Source organism: Devosia polycyclovorans (assembly GCF_042181575.1).
In the GTDB taxonomy this organism is placed as follows: Bacteria; Pseudomonadota; Alphaproteobacteria; order Rhizobiales; family Devosiaceae; genus Devosia; species Devosia polycyclovorans.
In genome coordinates, this window is sequence record NZ_CP170082.1 from 1,009,498 (window position 1) to 1,027,679 (window position 18,182).

Here is an 18,182-nt window from a genome sequence, read left to right on the forward strand (position 1 = left end):
CACCGATGACTGAACTCAAGCGCGTTGCCATTGTCGGCTCGGCTCGCATTCCCTTTGCCCGCGGCGGTACCGCCTATGCGGACGAAACCAACCTCTCCATGCTTGGTACCGTGCTGGGCGGGGTGGCCGACAAGTTCGGCCTCAAGGGTGAAAAGATCGACGAGGTGATCGCGGGCGCCGTGATCAATCATTCCCGCGACTTCAATCTCGCCCGCGAAGCCCTGCTCGATGCGGGGCTCAGCCCTCGCACCCCCGGCACCACCATGCAGATCGCCTGTGGCACCAGCCTGCAGGCGGCCCTGGTCCTTGCGGCCAAGATCGCAACGGGACAGATCGAAAGCGGCATTGCCGCAGGGGCCGACTCTGTGTCGGACAGCCCGATTGTCTTTGGCTCCAAGTTCCAGCGTCGCCTGCTCGACGCCAATGCGGCCAAGACGACGGGCCAGAAGCTGGGCGCCTTCAAGGGCTTTTCTTTTGGCGAACTGACGCCGGTGGCCCCATCGGTCAATGAACCGCGCACGGGGCTAAGCATGGGTCAGCATTGCGAGCTGATGGCCAAGGAGTGGGGCATCGGCCGCAGGGATCAGGATGCGCTGGCAGTGGCCAGCCACCGCAATGCTGCCGCTGCCTATGATGAAGGCTTCCATGATGATCTGGTCGTGCCCTGCGCGGGCCTGGTCAAGGACAATAATATCCGGCCCGACACCAATCTGGACAAGATGAGTACGCTCAAGCCGGCCTTTGACAAGTCGAGCGGCAAGGGGACGTTGACGGCCGGAAACTCGACGCCGCTGACCGATGGCGCCTCGGCGGTGCTGCTGGCCAGTGAGGAGTGGGCCAAGGCTCGCGGCTTGCCGATCTTGGCCTATCTGACCACCGGGCGGGTCGCCGGCAATGATTTTGCGCATGGGGAAGGGCTGCTGATGGCCCCGACCATCGCGGTCTCCGAAATGCTGGAAAGGGCCGGTCTGGGCTTTGGCGATATCGACTACTTTGAATTGCACGAAGCCTTCGCCGCCCAAGTGCTGTGCACACTCAAGGCCTGGAAGGACCCGGCCTATTGCAAGGATGTGCTGGGGCGCGACGACGTGCTGGGCGAGATCGATCCGGCAAAGATCAATGTGAAGGGCTCGAGCCTGGCCTATGGCCATCCCTTCGCTGCGACCGGCGCGCGCATACTGGGACTGACGGCCAAGCTGCTGGCGACCGAAACCAACAAGAAGGCCTTGATCTCTGTGTGCACAGCCGGTGGCATGGGCGTGGCGGCTCTGGTAGAAAGCGCGCAATGAGCGACAATGTCATCAAATTCCGGCGGCCGGAGAAAAAGCCGGAGCCGGCCGCAAAGAAGCCGCGCGGCCCCCTGCCGGGGTGGGTGCCCTTTGCTGGGCTGCTTGTCGTCGCCCTAGTGCTGTTTTTTGTGCAGGGCGGGAGCCAGCCTACCTGACCGGTGCAGTGGGGTGTATTAGCACCCGCTTGCGCGGACCGGGTACCGATCGCCGTGCCATAGCATCTGAATCCCCGATTGTCGTGTTGGGTAAAAATTCATGGCTCCCAACAGTATGGATACGAGATATTCACAATTGACCCGCCGGTGACGCTTAGGTCAATCTTTTGCTTGTCAGTGGACGGATTTGCGTAATACCGTCCAGCAATCTTGACCGGCAGGTAAAAACTGACGGCGAAGAAACAGGAGCTGCCCGGCGTAGAGGCGGCCAGTCAGAGAAACGTCAAGAATTCCACAAGGAGATGGGACGAGAATGAAGATCACCACAGCCCTCAAGGCGGTGACAACCGCAGGCGCGTTTGCGCTGATGATGAGCACTGCGGCCTCCGCGGTCACGCTACAAATGCACAATGGCGGTGATCCCGGTTCGCTCGACCCGCACAAGGTGAGCGGTGACTGGGAAAACCGTGTCGTCGGCGACTATATCGAAGGTCTGGTGACCGAAGATGCCGGAGGCAATCCGATCGCGGGCCAGGCCGAGAGCTGGGAAATCTCCGAGGACGGTACCGTCTACACGTTCAAGCTGCGCGACGAAGCCATGTGGAGCGACGGCACGCCGGTTACCGCTCATGACTTCGTATTCGCCTTCCAGCGCCTGTTCGACCCGGCCACGGCCTCGGACTACGCCTATCTCCAGTATCCGATCAAAAATTCCGCCGCCATCAACTCGGGCGAAATCACCGATTTCGACCAGCTGGGCGTCAAGGCGCTTGACGACAAGACCGTCGAAATCACGCTGGAAGCGGCAACCCCGTTCTTCCTTGATGCGCTGACCCACTACACCGCCTTCCCCGTGCCCAAGCATCTGGTGGAAGAGCATGGTGATGCCTGGATCGAGATGGAGAACATCGCAGCCAATGGTCCCTACAAGATCGTGGAATGGCTGCCGGGCTCCTATGTTCGTTCGGAAAAGAACGAAGACTATTACGATGCCGAGAACGTGCAGATCGACGAGGTCTACTACCACGTGCTTGAAGACCAGGCTGCCGCGCTCAACCGCTATCGTGCCGGCGAGTTCGACATTCTGACCGACTTCCCGTCCGACCAGTATGCCTGGATGCAGGAAAACATCCCGGGTGAAACCCATGTCGAGCCATTCCTGGGCGTCTACTACTATGTGATCAACCAGGAAGTTGAGCCCTTCGATGACGTGCGCGTCCGCGAAGCGCTGTCGATCTCGATCCTGCGTGAAGTGATCGGTCCCGACATTCTGGGCACGGGCGAAATCCCGGCCTATGGCTGGGTGCCGCCCGGCACCGGCAATTATGTCGAGGAAGCCTATATGCCCGAATGGGCAAACATGCCCTACGAAGAGCGTGTGGCTCGTGCCACCGAGCTGATGACCGAAGCTGGCTATGGCCCAGACAATCCGCTGGATCTGACCCTGCGCTACAACACCAATGACAACCACCAGCGCATCGCCGTGGCAATTGCCGCGATGTGGGAGCCCATTGGCGTCAATGTCGAGCTGTTCAACTCCGAAGTGGCGGTCCACTACGACGCCCTGCGCGCCGGTGACTTCCAGGTCGGTCGTGCCGGCTGGCTGCTCGACTACAACGATCCGTCCAACACGCTCGATCTGCTCAAGACAGGTATCGAGCAGGAAGGGACCATGAACTGGGGCAACAACTATGGCCGCTATTCGAACGAAGAGTTCGATGCGCTGATGGCCGACGCTGCCACTGAACTGGATCTCGAAGCGCGTGGCCAGATACTCGCGGATGCCGAAGCCATTGCGATGGACGAGTTCGGTGCGATCCCGATCTACTGGTACGTCTCCAAGAATGTTGTGAAGCCCTACATCTCCGGCTTCGAAGACAATGCCAAGGACGTGCACCGCACCCGGTGGCTCTCCAAGACGGAAGAGTAATCCCGAACGAAATCGTGGGGCCCTCCGGCCCCACGATCTTTTCTCCGGTGCGGCGCGCAGTGGACATCGCGCCCCGGATAGCGAAGGCCAAACTCAAATGCTCTCATACGCTTTTCGGCGCGTGCTTTCGGCGATTCCGATTGCACTGATCGCCGTTACAGTCTGTTTCTTCATTCTGCGCCTGGCGCCCGGCGGGCCGTTTGACGGCGAGCGCGCGCTGCCCCCCAATGTGCTGGCCAATCTGCGCGCGCACTACAATCTCGATCAGCCGCTGATCAATCAGTATTTCATTTATGTCTGGCGCCTGCTGCATGGCGATCTCGGCCCGTCCATGGTGATCGAGGGCTTCTCGGTCAGCCGGCTCATCGCCATCGGTTTTCCCTTTACCCTGACACTGGCCCTGACCGCCTTCGTGATCGCCACGGCCATCGGCGTGCTGGCGGGCATGTTCGCCGCAGTCAACCAGAACAAGTGGCCCGATTACGTGCTGGTGCTGCTGGTCATGGTCGGGGTCATCATTCCCAACTTCCTCATGGCGGCATTGCTGCAATTGTGGTTCGGCGTTTATCTGGGCTGGTTCCCGGCCGGCGGCTGGGTGACCGGAAGCTGGATGCATCTGGTCTTGCCGGTTACTGTGCTGGCCTGGCCACATGCCGGTCGTATCAGCCGGCTGATGCGCGGCTCGATGATCGAAGTGCTGGGTTCCAACTATGTGCGCACCGCGCGCGCCAAGGGCCTGGGCGAGCGGATCGTCATGGCGCGTCACGCCATCAAGCCCGCGCTTATTCCGGTCGTGTCCTATCTCGGACCGGGCCTCTCCTATCTGCTGACCGGTTCGCTGGCCGTGGAGCAGGTGTTCGGCCTGCCCGGTATCGGCAAGTATTTCGTCACCGCCGCGCTCAACCGCGACTACGGCATCGTGCTGGGGACAACCATCCTCTACATGTTCATCATTCTTGCACTCAATCTGATCGTTGACCTCGTCTATGCCTGGCTCGATCCCAAGGTGAGGTATCGCTGATGCCCGGGATTACTGGAAAAGACCAGGTGCTCTCCACCTATGCCGACAAGCTCTCGGTGCTCGACGCACCCAAGGGCCGCTCGCTCACTCAGGACGCGCTGCGTCGCCTGACCCGCAACAAGGCGGCCGTTCTGTCCATCGGCATGCTGGTGCTGATCGTGCTTGTGGCCTTTATCGGCCCCTATTTCGTCCCCTGGGGCTATTCGGAGGTCGACTGGAGCAATATCCGCAAGCCGCCCAATTTCGAGGCCCAGCACTATCTGGGCACCGACCAGAATGGCCGCGACATGCTGGCCCGCGTGCTGCAGGGCACGCAGATGAGCCTGATCGTGGCCGCGGTGGCTACGCTGGTGTCGGTGTTCATCGGCGTGATCTATGGCGCGGTCGCGGGTTATTTCGGCGGCCGGGTGGATGCCATCATGATGCGCATTGTCGATGTCATGTATGCGCTGCCCTATATCCTGTTTGTCATCATCCTGGTGGTGATGTTCGGGCGCAATCCGGTGCTGCTGTTCGTGGGCATTGGGGCGATTGAATGGCTGACCATGGCGCGTATCGTGCGCGGGCAGACGCTGACGCTCAAGGAGCGGGAGTTTGTCGAGGCGGCTCGGGCCAGCGGCGCCAAGCCCTTCACCATCATCTTGCGGCACATCGTGCCAAATCTCACCGGCCCCGTGGTGATCTACGCCACGCTGACGATTCCCGAGATCATTATTGCGGAGAGCTTCCTCTCCTATCTGGGCCTGGGTGTGCAGGAGCCGCAGACCTCGCTGGGTACGCTGATTTCCGCCGGTGCGCCGGTGGCCGAAGTGATGCCCTGGCTGCTGCTGGCGCCGGCCGCCGTGCTCGTGACCATGCTGTTCTGCCTGACCTATGTCGGCGACGGCCTGCGTGACGCGCTGGATCCCAAGGATCGATAGGACCCGAATTCATGGCTTTGCTAGAAGTAAAAAAACTCAAGGTCGATTTCGAGACCAATGATGGTGTCGTCCACGCCGTGCGCGACCTCAGCTATACGCTCGAAAAGGGCAAGACCCTGGCTATTGTAGGCGAAAGCGGCTCGGGCAAGACGCAGGGGGCCTTTGCGCTTATGGGCCTGTTGCCCAAGAATGGCCGCGCCACCGGCTCGGTCCGGTTCGATGGCAAGGAAATCCTCAACCTGCCGCTCCGGCAGATCAATGAGTACCGCGCCGCCCGGATCGGGATCATCTTCCAGGACCCGATGACCTCGCTCAATCCCTATCTGCGCATTTCTCGGCAGATGACCGAGGTGCTCGAGCGGCACAAGGGCATGAACCACAGCCAGGCCCTGGCCGAAAGCGTGCGGTTCCTTGATGCAGTGCGCATTCCGGACGCCAAGAACCGGGTGCACATGTATCCGCACGAGTTCTCCGGCGGCATGCGGCAGCGCGTGATGATCGCCATGTCCCTGCTATGCGGGCCCGAACTGCTGATTGCGGACGAGCCGACCACCGCGCTGGACGTGACGGTGCAGGCCGAGATCATTGACCTCCTGGTGGACCTGCAGGAAGATTTCGGTGCCTCGATCATCCTGATCACCCACGATCTGGGGATCGTCGCGGGTACCTGCGAAGACACGCTTGTGATGTTCAATGGCGAGGTCATGGAATATCGCAAGACCGACGAGCTCTTCGCTAATCCTAACCATCCCTACACGCAGGGGCTATTGTCGGCGGTGCCGCGGCTCGACAAGAAAGTCGAACGCCTCTCCACAGTTTCCTATGAATTCATGGCCGGAGCACACAAGGCATGAGCGAGAAAGAAGTCATTCTCGAGGTGCGAAACCTGTCGGTGCATTTCGATATTCCCACCGGTGGGCTGTTTGGCGGGCACAAGGTGCTCAAGGCGGTCAAGGATGTGTCGTTTGACCTGCATGCCGGCGAGACGCTGGGCATTGTTGGGGAGAGCGGCTGTGGCAAGTCGACCCTGTCGCGCGCCATCATCCGGCTGATCCACGCTACCGAAGGCGAGTCCTTGTGGATGGGCAAGGACATCCTCAAGATGAACTCCAAGGAGTTGGTGGGGCTGCGCAAGGATATCCAGATGATCTTCCAGGATCCGCTGGCCTCGCTCAATCCGCGCATGACCGCCGGGGCGATCATCGCCGAGCCGTTGAAGATTCATTATCCCGAAGTCACCAAGGCAGAGCGGACCGTGCGGGTGGCCGAGATGATGGAAAAGGTCGGCCTGACCGCAAACATGATCAACAAATACCCGCACGAGTTCTCCGGCGGGCAGTGCCAGCGCATCGGCATTGCCCGGGCGCTGATCACCAGGCCCAAGCTGATCGTGTGCGATGAGGCCGTGTCGGCGCTGGACGTGTCGGTGCAGGCGCAGGTGATCAACCTCTTGATGGACCTGCAAAAGGAATTCGGCGTTTCCCTGCTCTTCATCGCCCACGACATCGCGGTCGTGCGCCATATCGCCCAGCGCATCATGGTGCTCTATTTCGGGGAAGTGGTGGAGATCGGCGAGAGTGAGCAGGTGGTGATGGAACCACGCCACGATTACACCAAGAAACTCATTGCCTCGGTGCCGGTGCCTGATCCCAAGGAGGAGATGAAGCGCCGCGAAGAGCGCCGCCGCCTGCGTCGGGAAGCTGCAGCTGCAGCGGCCTGAAAAGCTCGATGCAGGTCCGCTATCTACATCCCTCGGCTTCCGGCCGGGGGATTTTTGTTGGGCGGTATCGCCTCGATCAGGCTTCGTCCGGTTCCTGGCTGCTGCGACGCTCGGCCGCGCCGACATCCTTGGCCTGCCGCCGGCGATCGGGACCGGCATAGCCGCCCGCCTCGACGAAGGGCCGCGGATTGGCGGCGATGCTGTCCAGCCGCGACTTGAGATGATTGGCCGCAAAGGGTTTGCGCAGAAATTCGGTAACGCCGGCGTCCCGCGCTGCCGCGATGCGCGCAGCATCGGGAGCCGCGGACATCATGATGATGGGAGCAAGGCGGTTAATGCTCTCGGCGTCGGCGCGCAATTGCCTGACGATTGCCACAGCGTCGGGCTTGGTCAGATCGTCATCAATAATCACCAGTTCAAATGGCCTGCGGCGCAATTCCATCTGTGCCTGGCTGGCGTCGTTGACTTCACGCACGTCACGGCGCCCCAGCGTGCGCAGCATGCCGGCCACCAGCGCGGCCATATTGGGCTGCGGGTCGATGATCAGAATGCCGGATTTGGTGATCTTTTCGCTGGTCATGGAGTTCAGTTCCGGTTCCGGTTCCCAATCAGGGTAAACCGCGCACATAACTCGCACGTTAATGCTCCCGGAATGGGGGAAAGGGGCGCGATTGCGCGTTGACAGGTGGTCAGCGTTTCCTTATGTAGAGGCCAGTTTTCGGGCGCCTTGGCGCCCCTTTTGTTTGACCGAGGATTAGTAAGATGAAGATCCGCAATTCGCTGAAGGCGTTGATGACTCGCCACCGCGCGAACAAGCTCGTCCGCCGTCGCGGCCGCGTTTACATCATCAACAAGGTGGACAAGCGCTTCAAGGCCCGCCAGGGCTAAGCGTTTCCTGCTTCGATGTTTCAAAAGGCCCGCCTCGAAAGAGGCGGGTCTTTTGCTGTGCACCTCCGCAACCAATGCCCGTCTGCTCATGGCTCAACTTGCGTTGCTGGCGATGACGGGATCAGCACTATCGCGTCCAGCCGGCTGGATAAGGCTCCGCGCTGAGGGCGCGCCCCTGCTTAGCGGACCATAATCTCGGCAGAGAAGACCACGCCGTCCCGAACGGTATAGGAGGACTTGCCCTCAAGCTGCATCACCATGGCCTGGATGATTCTGCTGCCCATGCCCTGCGCTGTCTGATCCTGCCGGAAGCCGGAACCGTTGTCCGAGACAATGAGCATAGCTTTGTCGGCATCCAGAGGCCGGAGGCTAACGGCGACCTTGCCGTCTGTCCTGTCCAGGAAGGCATACTTCAGGGCATTGGTCACCACCTCGGTCAAGAGAAGCGCAAGAGGGGTAGCGCGCTCATGGTGGAGTGCCATGTCGGCGACGTCCACTTCGAGGGCCACCGGCGAGCCATATGCCTCGACAAGAGGCTCAACGATAGATGCGACAAAGCTGCGCGCATCCAGTGCTGCATATGCATCGTGGCGATACATGTGCTCGTGCACAGCCGACATGGCGGCAAACCTGGATTCGATGTCCTTCTTTACCGTCTCTGGCAAGGCCTGCATGCGGATGAGCGACTGCATGGACTGAAGATTGTTCTTCACACGATGATGGATTTCCTTGAACATCATCGTATTGGTCTCAAGCGCCTTCTCGAGCTCGAATTGACGTCGACCGTCCTTTTGCAACAGCCGGACGATGCCCACGGCGGCAATCGTCAGCGCTAGGGCGATGGGCATGACGATGAGGAGAACCGACCGGACATCGCCCCAGAACTGGCTCATCGTCTCAGCCATACTAACGGATGCTACAGCAATGAAATCGGTGTCCGGGACGCGTACATAGCCGACGGTCCGTTCAATCCCGTCCACCGGTGAGATGGTTGTGTACGTGCCGCTTTCGGCGCGCGGCAGGTGCTCGGTGAACAGCACGTGATCCTTGAGGTCGACCGGGCCGTCGGGCGGAGGGAACCGCGCCACAAGCATGCCGTCTGTGCGCACGATGCTGATTGTGGACCCGGGATAAAGCGCCAGGGAGGCAAGCAGGTCGCCCAGAAGGTCAGCATTGAAGGAGATGACTGCAACGCCCGCAACGCGGTTCTGTCGCAGCAATGGCTGGCTGAACGCGAATATCTGGCTGCCATCCAATCGACTGATCATCAAGTGGGAGGCGAAGAAGTCTGCGCCCGCCATAGGCGCCGTGAAGTACTCGCGGTCACGGATGTCGGTGTCGGCTATGTTGGGGTCTGTCGTATAAAGAGTTCGACCTTCCGGGGAGATGATGTAAGCCTTCGCGCCCGGTGGCAGTCCTGCAAGTGCATCTTCAATGCGCTCCAAGGTGTCGTTCCGATTCGGCGCCAGATCGGGGCCCAGAGCAAGGTCCATGCGATGAAGCGCTTGTTCAGCGACTTCAACGATCCACCCGGTATTGATCTTGACGGCATGGGCGGCGGCGATCGCTGATGCAGCCGCGCGGTCTTCGGTGTCTCTGAACCATTGATGAATCAGTATCCCGATCAGGAGCGAGAAGAAAATCACGCTGACGATGGTGAACGTAATCGCGATCCGGGTCGAATTCACAACGAGTTTTGCAAGCACTTAGTGAAGAGTTTCCTGTTCTAGACGGCTTGTTGAGACAACGCGCCGCGGCATGATCTGGACCACTCGCCACAAAAAAATGTGTACGCCTGCGTGCAGCAGGCGATTGGCCCTCGCCGAGGCGGGGATGCGCGGCAGACATTGGTACGCTCAGGCGGCCGAGAACGCCACAGGGTCCGAAAGCATCGAGAGCTATTACCCTGCCTATTGGCTTCAGCGATCGGGTCGGAACCAGAACGCTTAACTGTGTCAGGCCCGATAGTGGCGGGGGGACTAGACGATGAAGGCCCCGAACTGCTTCGGGGCCCCAGCGATCTTGCGAATAGTCGTTGTGCGCAGTCCCGACTGTTCAAAGTCTGATCATTGGTCAGGGTGCAGATCTGCGTCAGCTGGACCCTGCGCCATCCTGCCGGACAAAGGCGATGCGCAGCATGTTGGTTGCACCCGGTGTGCCCAGCGGCACGCCGGCGGTGATGGCAATGCGGTCGCCGGGCCGGGCAAAGCCTTCCTGGTAGGCGATGACGCAGGCGCGATCGACCATGTCTTCCAGGTTCACCGCATCCTCGGTCTGCACGCAGTGAATGCCCCATACCACCGAGAGACGACGGATGGTCCTGAGGTTGGGCGAGAGGGCGATAATGGGCTTGCTGGGCCGTTCGCGGGCAGCGCGGATGCCGGTCGAGCCCGAGGCTGTGTAGGTGACGATGGCGGCCAGGTCGAGCGTTTCAGCAACCTGGCGCGTGGCGGCCGAAATGGCGTCGGCGGCCGTGGCTTCAGGCTCGGTCTGGGCGGCGCGGATGATGTTGCGATAGTTGGAATCGCTTTCGACGGCGACGGCCACCTTGTTCATGGTCGCGACCGCTTCGACCGGATACTGCCCCGAGGCGCTCTCGGCCGACAGCATGACGGCGTCGGCGCCTTCGAACACGGCGATCGAAACGTCCGACACTTCGGCGCGGGTCGGCACCGGTGCGGTAATCATGCTCTCAAGCATCTGGGTGGCGACCACCACGGGCTTGCCGAAGCGGCGGCACATGCGGATCATGCGCTTTTGCAGGCCCGGCACTTGCTCGAGCGGTAGCTCGACACCCAGGTCGCCGCGGGCGACCATGATGGCGTCGGAGAGCTTGACGATCTCTTCGAGCCGCTCGATGGCCTGCGGCTTTTCGATTTTTGCCATCACGCCGGCGCGGCCCTGGACGATCTTGCGGACGTCGATGATGTCCTCAGGGCGCTGCACGAAGCTGAGGGCGATCCAGTCAACTTCAGCCTTGAGCGCCTCGAGCAGGTCCGCGTGGTCCTTCTCGGTCAGGGCGCCGGTGGGCAGCAGCGTATCGGGCAGGGAGACGCCCTTCTTGTCCGAGAGCTTGCCACCATAGATGACTTCAGTTTCGATAGCGCCATTGCCGACCTTGGTGGCCTTCAACTGCAGCTTGCCATCGTCGAGCAGCAGGCGGTCGCCGACCGAGACGCTTTCGATGATTTCGGGGTGCGGCAGGTAAACGCGCTGGGCATTGCCCTGGTCATTCTGCTCGCTGTCGAGGGTGAAGGTCTGACCGGCCACCAGATTGACCGAGCCACCAGCGAATTTCCAGACGCGCAGCTTGGGGCCCTGCAGATCGGCCAGAATGCCGATCGGGTGCTTGAGGCGCGCCTCGACCGCGCGGATGCGCTTGACGGTCTGGTGCAACACCTCATGGCTGGCATGGCTCATATTGATGCGGAAGACGTCGGCCCCGGCCTTGGCCAGTTCCTCGATCATGGTCTCCTCGTGGCTTGCGGGCCCGAGGGTGGCAAGGATCTTTGCGCGTCTGATCCGTCTCATTGCGTGTCCGTATTGTCTGGCGTTAGGGGCTCGTCGGGGTCGACGAGGAAGGCCGGATCTTCGAGATCTTCGCCCAGGTCCGGTCCGACAATGCTTGGTGCGCCAGCACTCTCGGTGAGCTGCAGCGTCCAGTCGGTACGGTTCTGTGTATCGATTTCGAAGAACCCGGTGCGCTCATAGCCCCGGGCGAGGCAATCCTCAACCCCGAATATTGTGAAGGTTTCGTCACGAGTGCACATGAAGACCTGCCCATCCCAGGACCCGCCTCCGATATCGTCCACTGCGTAGAGATAGTAGAAGCGGCGGGCCAGGTCGCCCTGATAGATCGTGCGGCAATCGCCCGGAGGGGCCTGCCACCAGCCTTCGCTCATCCAGCCGCGCTCGGCGCGATAGCCGAGGGCAACCGAAATCAGGTTGGCAGTTTCATTGCAGATGCGCAACTCGGCCCGTGCAGGCGTGGCCATGGCCAAAAGGCCGGCAAGACAGGCAAGCAGCAGGGTCGAGCCGAAGCGGATGGGGGTCACCATTGCGCTGGAAATCACCGGAAAACGTGCCCTTCTTTGATCGTATGGCAGAGACGAGGTCAATGGCTAAAGGGGTGATTTGACGGAATTACGGGCAAGAATGCAGCACTGGTCACAAAAGTGGCGTGATCCGGATTCGCAGCTGAGGACAAGTGGGGGAGCGGGTGTGGATTGGTGGGTAAAGGGGGTTGAACGGGGGGCAAGCATGAGGTTGATGGAGCGCGGACAATTCCGGTTTATCCCCATATCCGCTTATCCGTGTGAAGATGCGGTGGGGGACCGGAGTATTTTTTGCTTTACCGCGCTTCCGAACCGAAAAGTGGCGACCGCTTTTTGGGGAAACGCTCCAGAAGAGGTTGGCCATGGCCGTTGAAGACAGCGTCGCACAGGATCAGTTGCGTGCGTTCATCGAACGTATCGAGCGCATGGAAGAAGAGAAGGCAGCCATTGCTGCCGACATCAAGGAAATCTATGCCGAAGCCAAGGGCAATGGCTTCGATACCAAGATTTTGCGCAAGATCGTGACCATCCGCAAACAGGATGCCAATGAGCGTATGGAGCAGGAAGCGCTGCTCGAGCTCTACATGTCGGCTCTGGGCATGGTCGAAGCGCCGCCGGAGCGCTGAACGGGCCGGCGCCTCGTCGGCTTAGACCAGGATATCGAGCAGCGCCCTGGTCATGTCGCTGGCCACGCCTGCCACCTTGGCCGAAGCCTTGAAATCGTGTTTGGCCTGAATGACGTTGAGCATTTCGGCCGACACATCCACGTCATTGCCTTCGACACCGATGCGGGCAATGCGGCTGGCGCTCTGCTCAAGCTGGGAACTGGCCCGGTGCATGCCGGCGGCGGCGGTCGAGAGGCTGGAAATGGTCATGGCGGGCCTGGCTGGTTGCCGTGCCAGCAAGGCGCCAAATTTCTCAAGAATCCGTTAGGCTGATCGGAACAACACGGATCAAGTTCAGGCCGCCTGCGCCCCAGCATCGTCCAGCGCGAAGCGCACGGCGGCATCGGCATGCAGGATCGTGGAGTCATAGCCGGGCAGGGGGAGCGTATCGGGATCGAGCAGCATGCCGATTTCGGTACAGCCCAGGATAACGCTGTCGGCGCCGGACGCGCGGGCCTGATTGATGATGTCGAGATAGGCCTCGCGCGAGGCCTGGCGGACTTGGCCCTGACAGAGTTCGTTGAAGATGACGTCGTGGACGACCTGCCGTCCGGTGACGTCGGGGACCATCACATCGAGGCCAAGAGCCTTCATGCGGTCGGTGTAAAAGCCGTGTTCCATGGTGTAGCGCGTGGCCAGCAGCAGCGGACGCTTGCGGCCATCGGTTTTGAGCGTAGCTGCCGTCTCGCTGATAATGTCAATCAGCGGTACGCCGGCCATTGCTGCAACCGGATCTGCGACCAGGTGCATGGTATTGGTACAGATGAGAACGCAATCTGCACCCGCCTTGACAAGACCGGCACCTGCCTTGCCGAGCATGGCGGCTGCCAGATCCCAGCGCCCGGCCTTTTGCAGGGCAACCACTTCGGTGAAATCGAGCGAGCGCAGGGCGATCTCGGCCGAGGCAAGGCCGCCGCGCCGGCGCCGGACCTCCTCATTGATATGCCGATAATAGACGGCAGTGGATTCCCAACTCATGCCGCCGATCAGTCCAATGGTCTTCATGCCCGCGTCCTCCAGGTTGGTTCCAGTGTGACGCGTTTCGGAAGCGTTATGGTTGCATAGATGCTCACTCGATAGCGACGGGGCGCCGTGCAATTGCAAGTTTCTCCAATAAGGCGCTATAGAAGTGCAATGGTGCGGGGTTTGACGATGCTAGATGATCGCGATCGGAAGATATTGAGCCTTTTGCAGGCGGACGCTGAAGTGCCCGTCGCGCAGATCGCCGAGACTGTGGCGCTATCGGCTTCGGCCTGTTCACGGCGCATCGCTCGCCTCAAGGAAGACGGCTATATTGCCCGGACGCTAGTGGAGCTTGATCGGCATAAGATCGGCCTGCCGACCACTGTCTTTGTCATCGTGCGGACCGGTAGTCACGCTGCCGACTGGCTGGAACAATTCCATGCAGCGGTGGGAGCCATTCCTGAAATTGTCGAGGTACACAGGTTGACCGGCAATTTCGACTACATCCTCAAGATCGTCCTGCCCGATGTCGAGCACTATGACGTGGTCTACAAGCAATTGGTGAGCCGTATCGAGCTGTTCGACATGTCAGCCTACATATCGATGGAAACGGTCAAGGCAGTCCAGGGACTGCCCACGAACTATGCGTGAGATCTACTAGCAGCGGGGCCGGACGGCCGGGCAAGCTCGGGGGCAGGCCGTTCAGACCTTCGAAAGGGCCGCCCGCATGGCTGCCTGGTCATAACCCAGCGCCGTCAGGGCAGCCGCCACAATGCCAGTGCGGTCAAGGCCGGCCGCGGCATACATGTCGGCCTGGGTCGCATGTTCCACGAATGTGTCGGGGATCATCAGCGGCCGGAACCGCAGCTTGCCGTCGAGCAATCCGTTGGATGCGAGGAATGTGGCAACATGGCTGCCAAAGCCACCGAGGCCGCCTTCTTCGGTCGAGATCAGCACGTCGTGCGATTGTGCGAGTGAGGCGATCAGCTCCTCGTCGAGAGGCTTGAGGAAGCGGGCATCGGCAATGGTGGGGTTGAGGCCTAGCGCGGCCAGCTTGTCGGCCGCGGCCAGCACTTCGCCCATGCGCGTCCCATAGGAGAGCAGGGCAATGGTGCCACCCTGGCGCAGGATGCGACCTTTGCCGATGGGCAGGATAGAGCCGCGTTCAGGCATGTCCACGCCCAAGCCCTCCCCGCGCGGGTAACGGAAGGCGATTGGCCCCTTGTCGTAGGCAGCGGCGGTTGCCACCATGTGGCGCAGTTCGGCTTCGTCTGCGGCAGCCATCTGCACGATGCCCGGGATGGCTCCGAGATAGGCATTGTCGTAATTGCCGGCATGGGTGGGGCCGTCGGCACCCACATAGCCGGCCCGGTCTATGGCGAAGCGCACCGGCAGGGACTGGATTGCCACGTCGTGGATCACCTGATCATAGGCACGTTGCAGGAAGGTCGAATAGATGGCGGCAAAAGGCTTCATGCCTTCGGAAGCCATTCCGGCGGCGAATGTGACGGCGTGCTGCTCGGCAATGCCGACATCATAGATGCGGCTGGGGAATATCTCGGCGAATTTGTCCAGGCCCGTGCCCGAGGGCATGGCGGCGGTGACGGCCACGACGCGCGGATCGGCCTGGGCTTCCTGGATCAGCGTTGACGCAAAAACCGAGGTGTAAGACGGTGCGTTGGAAGGGGCCTTGGCCTGGGCACCGGTGATGACGTTGAACTTGGAAACGCCATGATATTTGTCAGCCGAGTTTTCGGCCGGGGCGTATCCCTTGCCCTTTTTGGTCACGGCATGGATCAGGATCGGCCCTTTGCCAAATTCCTTGACGTTGTCGAGAATGGCCAAGAGGTCATCGAGATTGTGCCCGTCGATCGGTCCGACGTAGTAGAAGCCCAGCTCCTCGAACATGGTGCCGCCGGTAAAGAAGGAGCGAGCAAATTCTTCGGTGCGACGGGCCGGCTCATGCAGGAAGGGCGGAAGCTTGGAGACCACCGCCTTGGCTGCCTCGCGCGTGCCGCGATAGACCGGACCGGACACCAGCCGGGCGAGATAGGTCCGCAGGGCCCCCGTGGGCGGGGCGATGGACATGTCATTATCATTGAGAATGACGATCAGCCGGGCGTCCATGGCGCCGGCATTATTCATCGCCTCATAGGCCATGCCGGCCGACATGGCGCCGTCGCCGATGACGGCGATGACGTTGCGCGGCGTTTCGAGATGCTTGCTGGCTTCCGCCATGCCGAGCCCGGCCGAAATCGAGGTCGATGAGTGCCCGGCGCCGAACGGGTCATATTCGCTCTCGGCGCGGCGGGTGAAACCAGACAGCCCGTCCTTCTGACGCAGGGTGCGCATGCGGTCGCGGCGGCCGGTCAGGATCTTATGGGGATAGGCCTGATGCCCGACGTCCCAGACAATGCGGTCATGTGGGGTGTCGAAAACCGCGTGCAGGGCCACCGTCAGCTCGACCACGCCCAACCCCGCGCCCAGATGACCGCCTGTAACAGAGACGGCGTCAATCATTTCCGCCCGCAACTCGTCGGCAAGCTGGCGCAGGTCCTGGCGCGGCATGTTGCGCAGATCGGCAGGTGTCCGGACGGTATCAAGCAGCGGCGTTTCGGGCTTGTGGGCCAAGCGTATCCCCGTCAAATTATGGTTTAACCCTGTTTAGGCGCAGGGTCAGGCCTTGGCAATGCCAGCGATGACATTGCGGTGAAGTGTTCTCCGGTTGTCGGAAAGCATTCAGGCTTTTGCGGGGCAAAAAGCGCTGGCTTGCGTTGTCAGTTGCTGGCCAGGACCAGCGGGGCGGCCCGCGTGAAGCGGGTATGGACTGGCACTGGTTCGCTGTCGCCAATGCCCTTGACCAGGACATGACGGCCCATCTCCGGAACCGGATCGAAATCGGCCTCGTCGCGATCGAAGATCACGGCGTAGCGGTCCGAGGACACGGCAGCAGGATCGGTGAAGATGTCCGCCACATGTTCGAGATCAGGCGCGACCAGATCGGGGCGGCGCATGGCATTGGGATCAAGCCTGTTGGCAACGTGTTGCGCCAGGGCCTCCGCCAGGGGGGAAGGCGCGTCGGCATCGGATGTCGCAAAAGTGCCGCCGAACAGCTCACCGAGATTACCCCCGAGCGAAGCGGTCTGAACAGCCGGACGCAAGGGGGGCAGGGCCGGCAGGCGGTTGGCCTGAGCCGGCGCGACCGCCCCGGTGGTTGAGCCTTCGATGATCATCTCAAGGGCGCGCTGCGCACCCGGCTCGGCCGCCGGGGTAGCAGCAGCGTAAGCGGTCAGGATATCGGAGGGTGGATCCGACATGATGAGGCGCGGTGTCGGCATGGTAGGCTCGGTGAGTGCAGCCAATGCCGTCACCGCCGCATTCTCGCGCAGATCGGAAGGCATGGTCACCGGCATGGCAACGGCTACCTGCGTGGCCGTGGGCAATTCACCATCGGTCAGGGGAGCACTGCCGGTGGTGGAAAAGGGCAGTGTGGTGTCGGTCAGCGAGGCCACCTGCGTATCGCTGCCGCCCAGGTCGGCAGGGCGCATGACCGGCATGACAGGAGCAACCTGCGCGAATTGCTGGGGCGTCAGCGAAGCTGTTTGGACCTGCGGTGCTGTCGCAGCCGCGGGCTTGTCACTGCCGCCAAACAACACATCCATCAGCGTGCGCCCGCTGCCGCCCGAACTGGCGACCTGGGTGCTCGAAGAAGAGCCATTGCATGGGTAAGCGCGGCAACGTTTCCATTCGGCCAAGGCGACATTGTAGCCTTGCTGGGACAGAACCTTGCCATCGGTAGGCAGGTGCATGGTCTTGCCGTCGGGAAACAGTTCCTTGAGCTGGGCGCGGGTCATGCGCGGCCAGGCGCGCACCGAACCGGTATCGAGATGCACAAACGGGCTGCCCGAGGTGGGGTAATAGCCCACGCCACCCACCTGCTTCTTCATTGCCGCAGCACGCAGCTTTGCCAGCGGCACGCCGGGAATGAAGAAGTCCATGGCGGTGCCACGGGTATGCTGGGAATTGTCGGCCACGCCGGAGGATTTGGCAGCCAGGGCGGCGTTGGTCGCCGGCGAGCGATAGGCCGAAACGATGTTGATCGGCTGAGTGCCTCCGACTTCCTGATAGACTTCCCAGACCAAATCGAACAGGCGCGGGTCCATCTTGGTGGGCTCGTTGCGGCGCCAGTCGCGCAGGAACTGGTTGAGTTCGTTGAGTCCCGATTGGACATATTGCCCATTGCGCTTAAAGACGATGCGCGCGGTTTCCTTGGTATGGGTGTAGTAGAGATAGAGCGCGCGCTCGGTCGCCGCCTGCACCGGCGCGGCCGGCAGCAGGGCCGAAATGCTCAAGGCTGCGGCGGCAAACACCCGCGCAGCTCGCTTCCAATTGATCAACCCCAAAACCGTCACGCCAAACTCTGCCCGGCTCTCTTGTCAGTAGTAGAGTGACGTTAGCTGCCAATTCGCACGAATTGATTAACGCTAACCAGTTGTGAACTGACCCAAGATCCCCTCACGCATCCGTTATTACGGGCAAAAGCAGGCACAACCAAGGCGAAATTGTAACCAGGACA

Annotated in this window: 18 protein-coding genes; 10 read left to right on the top strand and 8 right to left on the bottom strand. The window is 61.2% G+C overall.

Annotated elements, in window-relative coordinates; all coding sequences use genetic code 11:
* The first annotated feature begins 5 nt into the window (after positions 1-5).
* The 7 genes from ACE4RL_RS05210 (at position 6) to ACE4RL_RS05240 (ending at position 7,035) form a co-directional block, all read left to right on the top strand.
* Positions 6-1,289 carry an acetyl-CoA C-acetyltransferase gene (locus ACE4RL_RS05210; RefSeq protein WP_375599461.1) on the top strand — a complete coding sequence of 428 codons (1,284 nt, stop codon included), beginning with the start codon at positions 6-8 and terminating at the stop codon, positions 1,287-1,289.
* On the top strand, positions 1,286-1,444 hold the full coding sequence (locus tag ACE4RL_RS05215; protein WP_375599462.1) for a hypothetical protein: 159 nt from the start codon (positions 1,286-1,288) through the stop codon (positions 1,442-1,444). The genes ACE4RL_RS05210 and ACE4RL_RS05215 overlap by 4 nt, the downstream gene beginning before the upstream one ends.
* Positions 1,445-1,757: 313 nt before the next feature.
* Positions 1,758-3,374: a peptide ABC transporter substrate-binding protein gene (locus ACE4RL_RS05220; protein ID WP_375599463.1), complete on the top strand. Its 1,617-nt coding sequence runs from the start codon at positions 1,758-1,760 to the stop codon at positions 3,372-3,374.
* Positions 3,375-3,471: 97 nt separating this feature from the next.
* The gene (locus tag ACE4RL_RS05225) at positions 3,472-4,395 is read left to right on the top strand and encodes an ABC transporter permease (protein ID WP_375599464.1); all 924 of its coding nucleotides are present in this window, start codon (positions 3,472-3,474) and stop codon (positions 4,393-4,395) included.
* Positions 4,395-5,315 (top strand): ABC transporter permease, encoded by a 921-nt coding sequence (locus tag ACE4RL_RS05230; protein ID WP_375599465.1) that lies wholly within the window; start codon positions 4,395-4,397, stop codon positions 5,313-5,315. The genes ACE4RL_RS05225 and ACE4RL_RS05230 overlap by 1 nt, the downstream gene beginning before the upstream one ends.
* 11 nt (positions 5,316-5,326) lie before the next feature.
* Positions 5,327-6,169: an ATP-binding cassette domain-containing protein gene (locus ACE4RL_RS05235; RefSeq protein WP_375599466.1), complete on the top strand. Its 843-nt coding sequence runs from the start codon at positions 5,327-5,329 to the stop codon at positions 6,167-6,169.
* Positions 6,166-7,035 carry an ABC transporter ATP-binding protein gene (locus ACE4RL_RS05240; RefSeq protein WP_375599467.1) on the top strand — a complete coding sequence of 290 codons (870 nt, stop codon included), beginning with the start codon at positions 6,166-6,168 and terminating at the stop codon, positions 7,033-7,035. Before ACE4RL_RS05235 ends, ACE4RL_RS05240 begins: the two co-directional genes overlap by 4 nt.
* Positions 7,036-7,111: 76 nt before the next feature.
* On the opposite strand, the gene ACE4RL_RS05245 is transcribed toward ACE4RL_RS05240, so the two are convergent.
* Positions 7,112-7,615, bottom strand: coding sequence for a PleD family two-component system response regulator (locus ACE4RL_RS05245; protein ID WP_375599468.1), 504 nt, complete (start codon positions 7,613-7,615; stop codon positions 7,112-7,114).
* A gap of 182 nt (positions 7,616-7,797) precedes the next feature.
* On the opposite strand from ACE4RL_RS05245, the gene ykgO reads away from it, so the two are divergent.
* Positions 7,798-7,923, top strand: a complete 126-nt coding sequence (gene ykgO / locus ACE4RL_RS05250; protein ID WP_046105532.1) for a type B 50S ribosomal protein L36 — start codon at positions 7,798-7,800, stop codon at positions 7,921-7,923.
* 179 nt (positions 7,924-8,102) lie between these two features.
* Here the strand turns inward: ykgO and ACE4RL_RS05255 are convergent, their stop codons facing one another.
* The 3 genes from ACE4RL_RS05255 to ACE4RL_RS05265 all read right to left on the bottom strand — a co-directional run bounded on the left by ACE4RL_RS05255 (position 8,103) and on the right by ACE4RL_RS05265 (position 11,981).
* Positions 8,103-9,629, bottom strand: coding sequence for a sensor histidine kinase (locus tag ACE4RL_RS05255; RefSeq protein WP_375599469.1), 1,527 nt, complete (start codon positions 9,627-9,629; stop codon positions 8,103-8,105).
* Positions 9,630-10,014: 385 nt separating this feature from the next.
* Positions 10,015-11,454 carry a pyruvate kinase gene (gene pyk, locus ACE4RL_RS05260; protein WP_375599470.1) on the bottom strand — a complete coding sequence of 480 codons (1,440 nt, stop codon included), beginning with the start codon at positions 11,452-11,454 and terminating at the stop codon, positions 10,015-10,017.
* Complete coding sequence (locus ACE4RL_RS05265; RefSeq protein WP_375599471.1) at positions 11,451-11,981, bottom strand: DUF1036 domain-containing protein; 531 nt, start codon at positions 11,979-11,981, stop codon at positions 11,451-11,453. The genes pyk and ACE4RL_RS05265 overlap by 4 nt, the downstream gene beginning before the upstream one ends.
* A 359-nt stretch (positions 11,982-12,340) precedes the next feature.
* On the opposite strand from ACE4RL_RS05265, the gene ACE4RL_RS05270 reads away from it, so the two are divergent.
* The gene (locus ACE4RL_RS05270) at positions 12,341-12,604 is read left to right on the top strand and encodes a DUF2312 domain-containing protein (protein WP_061907597.1); all 264 of its coding nucleotides are present in this window, start codon (positions 12,341-12,343) and stop codon (positions 12,602-12,604) included.
* A gap of 21 nt (positions 12,605-12,625) precedes the next feature.
* Here the strand turns inward: ACE4RL_RS05270 and ACE4RL_RS05275 are convergent, their stop codons facing one another.
* Entirely contained in the window at positions 12,626-12,853 is a 228-nt protein-coding gene (locus ACE4RL_RS05275) for a flagellar basal body rod C-terminal domain-containing protein (RefSeq protein ID WP_375599472.1), read from the bottom strand.
* Positions 12,854-12,937: 84 nt separating this feature from the next.
* Positions 12,938-13,648, bottom strand: coding sequence for an aspartate/glutamate racemase family protein (locus tag ACE4RL_RS05280; protein ID WP_375599473.1), 711 nt, complete (start codon positions 13,646-13,648; stop codon positions 12,938-12,940).
* A 147-nt stretch (positions 13,649-13,795) separates the two neighbouring features.
* Here ACE4RL_RS05280 and ACE4RL_RS05285 point away from each other — a divergent pair, with 147 nt between their 5' ends.
* Positions 13,796-14,257, top strand: a complete 462-nt coding sequence (locus tag ACE4RL_RS05285; protein WP_375599474.1) for an Lrp/AsnC family transcriptional regulator — start codon at positions 13,796-13,798, stop codon at positions 14,255-14,257.
* 51 nt (positions 14,258-14,308) lie between these two features.
* Here the strand turns inward: ACE4RL_RS05285 and dxs are convergent, their stop codons facing one another.
* Positions 14,309-16,237, bottom strand: coding sequence for a 1-deoxy-D-xylulose-5-phosphate synthase (gene dxs / locus ACE4RL_RS05290; protein ID WP_375599475.1), 1,929 nt, complete (start codon positions 16,235-16,237; stop codon positions 14,309-14,311).
* Positions 16,238-16,383: 146 nt separating this feature from the next.
* A complete protein-coding gene (locus ACE4RL_RS05295) occupies positions 16,384-18,018 on the bottom strand; it encodes a DUF882 domain-containing protein (RefSeq protein ID WP_375599476.1) in 1,635 nt (544 codons plus the stop codon).
* Positions 18,019-18,182 lie beyond the last annotated feature (164 nt).

Coding starts and splice junctions, on each gene's coding strand:
- ACE4RL_RS05215 (WP_375599462.1), top strand. CDS start 1,286: ATGAGCGACAATGTCATCAAATTCCGGCGGCCGGAGAAAAAGCCGGAG.
- ACE4RL_RS05280 (WP_375599473.1), bottom strand. CDS start 13,648: ATGAAGACCATTGGACTGATCGGCGGCATGAGTTGGGAATCCACTGCC.
- ACE4RL_RS05235 (WP_375599466.1), top strand. CDS start 5,327: ATGGCTTTGCTAGAAGTAAAAAAACTCAAGGTCGATTTCGAGACCAAT.
- ykgO (WP_046105532.1), top strand. CDS start 7,798: ATGAAGATCCGCAATTCGCTGAAGGCGTTGATGACTCGCCACCGCGCG.
- ACE4RL_RS05210 (WP_375599461.1), top strand. CDS start 6: ATGACTGAACTCAAGCGCGTTGCCATTGTCGGCTCGGCTCGCATTCCC.
- ACE4RL_RS05225 (WP_375599464.1), top strand. CDS start 3,472: ATGCTCTCATACGCTTTTCGGCGCGTGCTTTCGGCGATTCCGATTGCA.
- ACE4RL_RS05265 (WP_375599471.1), bottom strand. CDS start 11,981: ATGGTGACCCCCATCCGCTTCGGCTCGACCCTGCTGCTTGCCTGTCTT.
- ACE4RL_RS05245 (WP_375599468.1), bottom strand. CDS start 7,615: ATGACCAGCGAAAAGATCACCAAATCCGGCATTCTGATCATCGACCCG.
- pyk (WP_375599470.1), bottom strand. CDS start 11,454: ATGAGACGGATCAGACGCGCAAAGATCCTTGCCACCCTCGGGCCCGCA.
- ACE4RL_RS05270 (WP_061907597.1), top strand. CDS start 12,341: ATGGCCGTTGAAGACAGCGTCGCACAGGATCAGTTGCGTGCGTTCATC.
- ACE4RL_RS05240 (WP_375599467.1), top strand. CDS start 6,166: ATGAGCGAGAAAGAAGTCATTCTCGAGGTGCGAAACCTGTCGGTGCAT.
- ACE4RL_RS05285 (WP_375599474.1), top strand. CDS start 13,796: ATGCTAGATGATCGCGATCGGAAGATATTGAGCCTTTTGCAGGCGGAC.
- ACE4RL_RS05275 (WP_375599472.1), bottom strand. CDS start 12,853: ATGACCATTTCCAGCCTCTCGACCGCCGCCGCCGGCATGCACCGGGCC.
- ACE4RL_RS05230 (WP_375599465.1), top strand. CDS start 4,395: ATGCCCGGGATTACTGGAAAAGACCAGGTGCTCTCCACCTATGCCGAC.
- ACE4RL_RS05220 (WP_375599463.1), top strand. CDS start 1,758: ATGAAGATCACCACAGCCCTCAAGGCGGTGACAACCGCAGGCGCGTTT.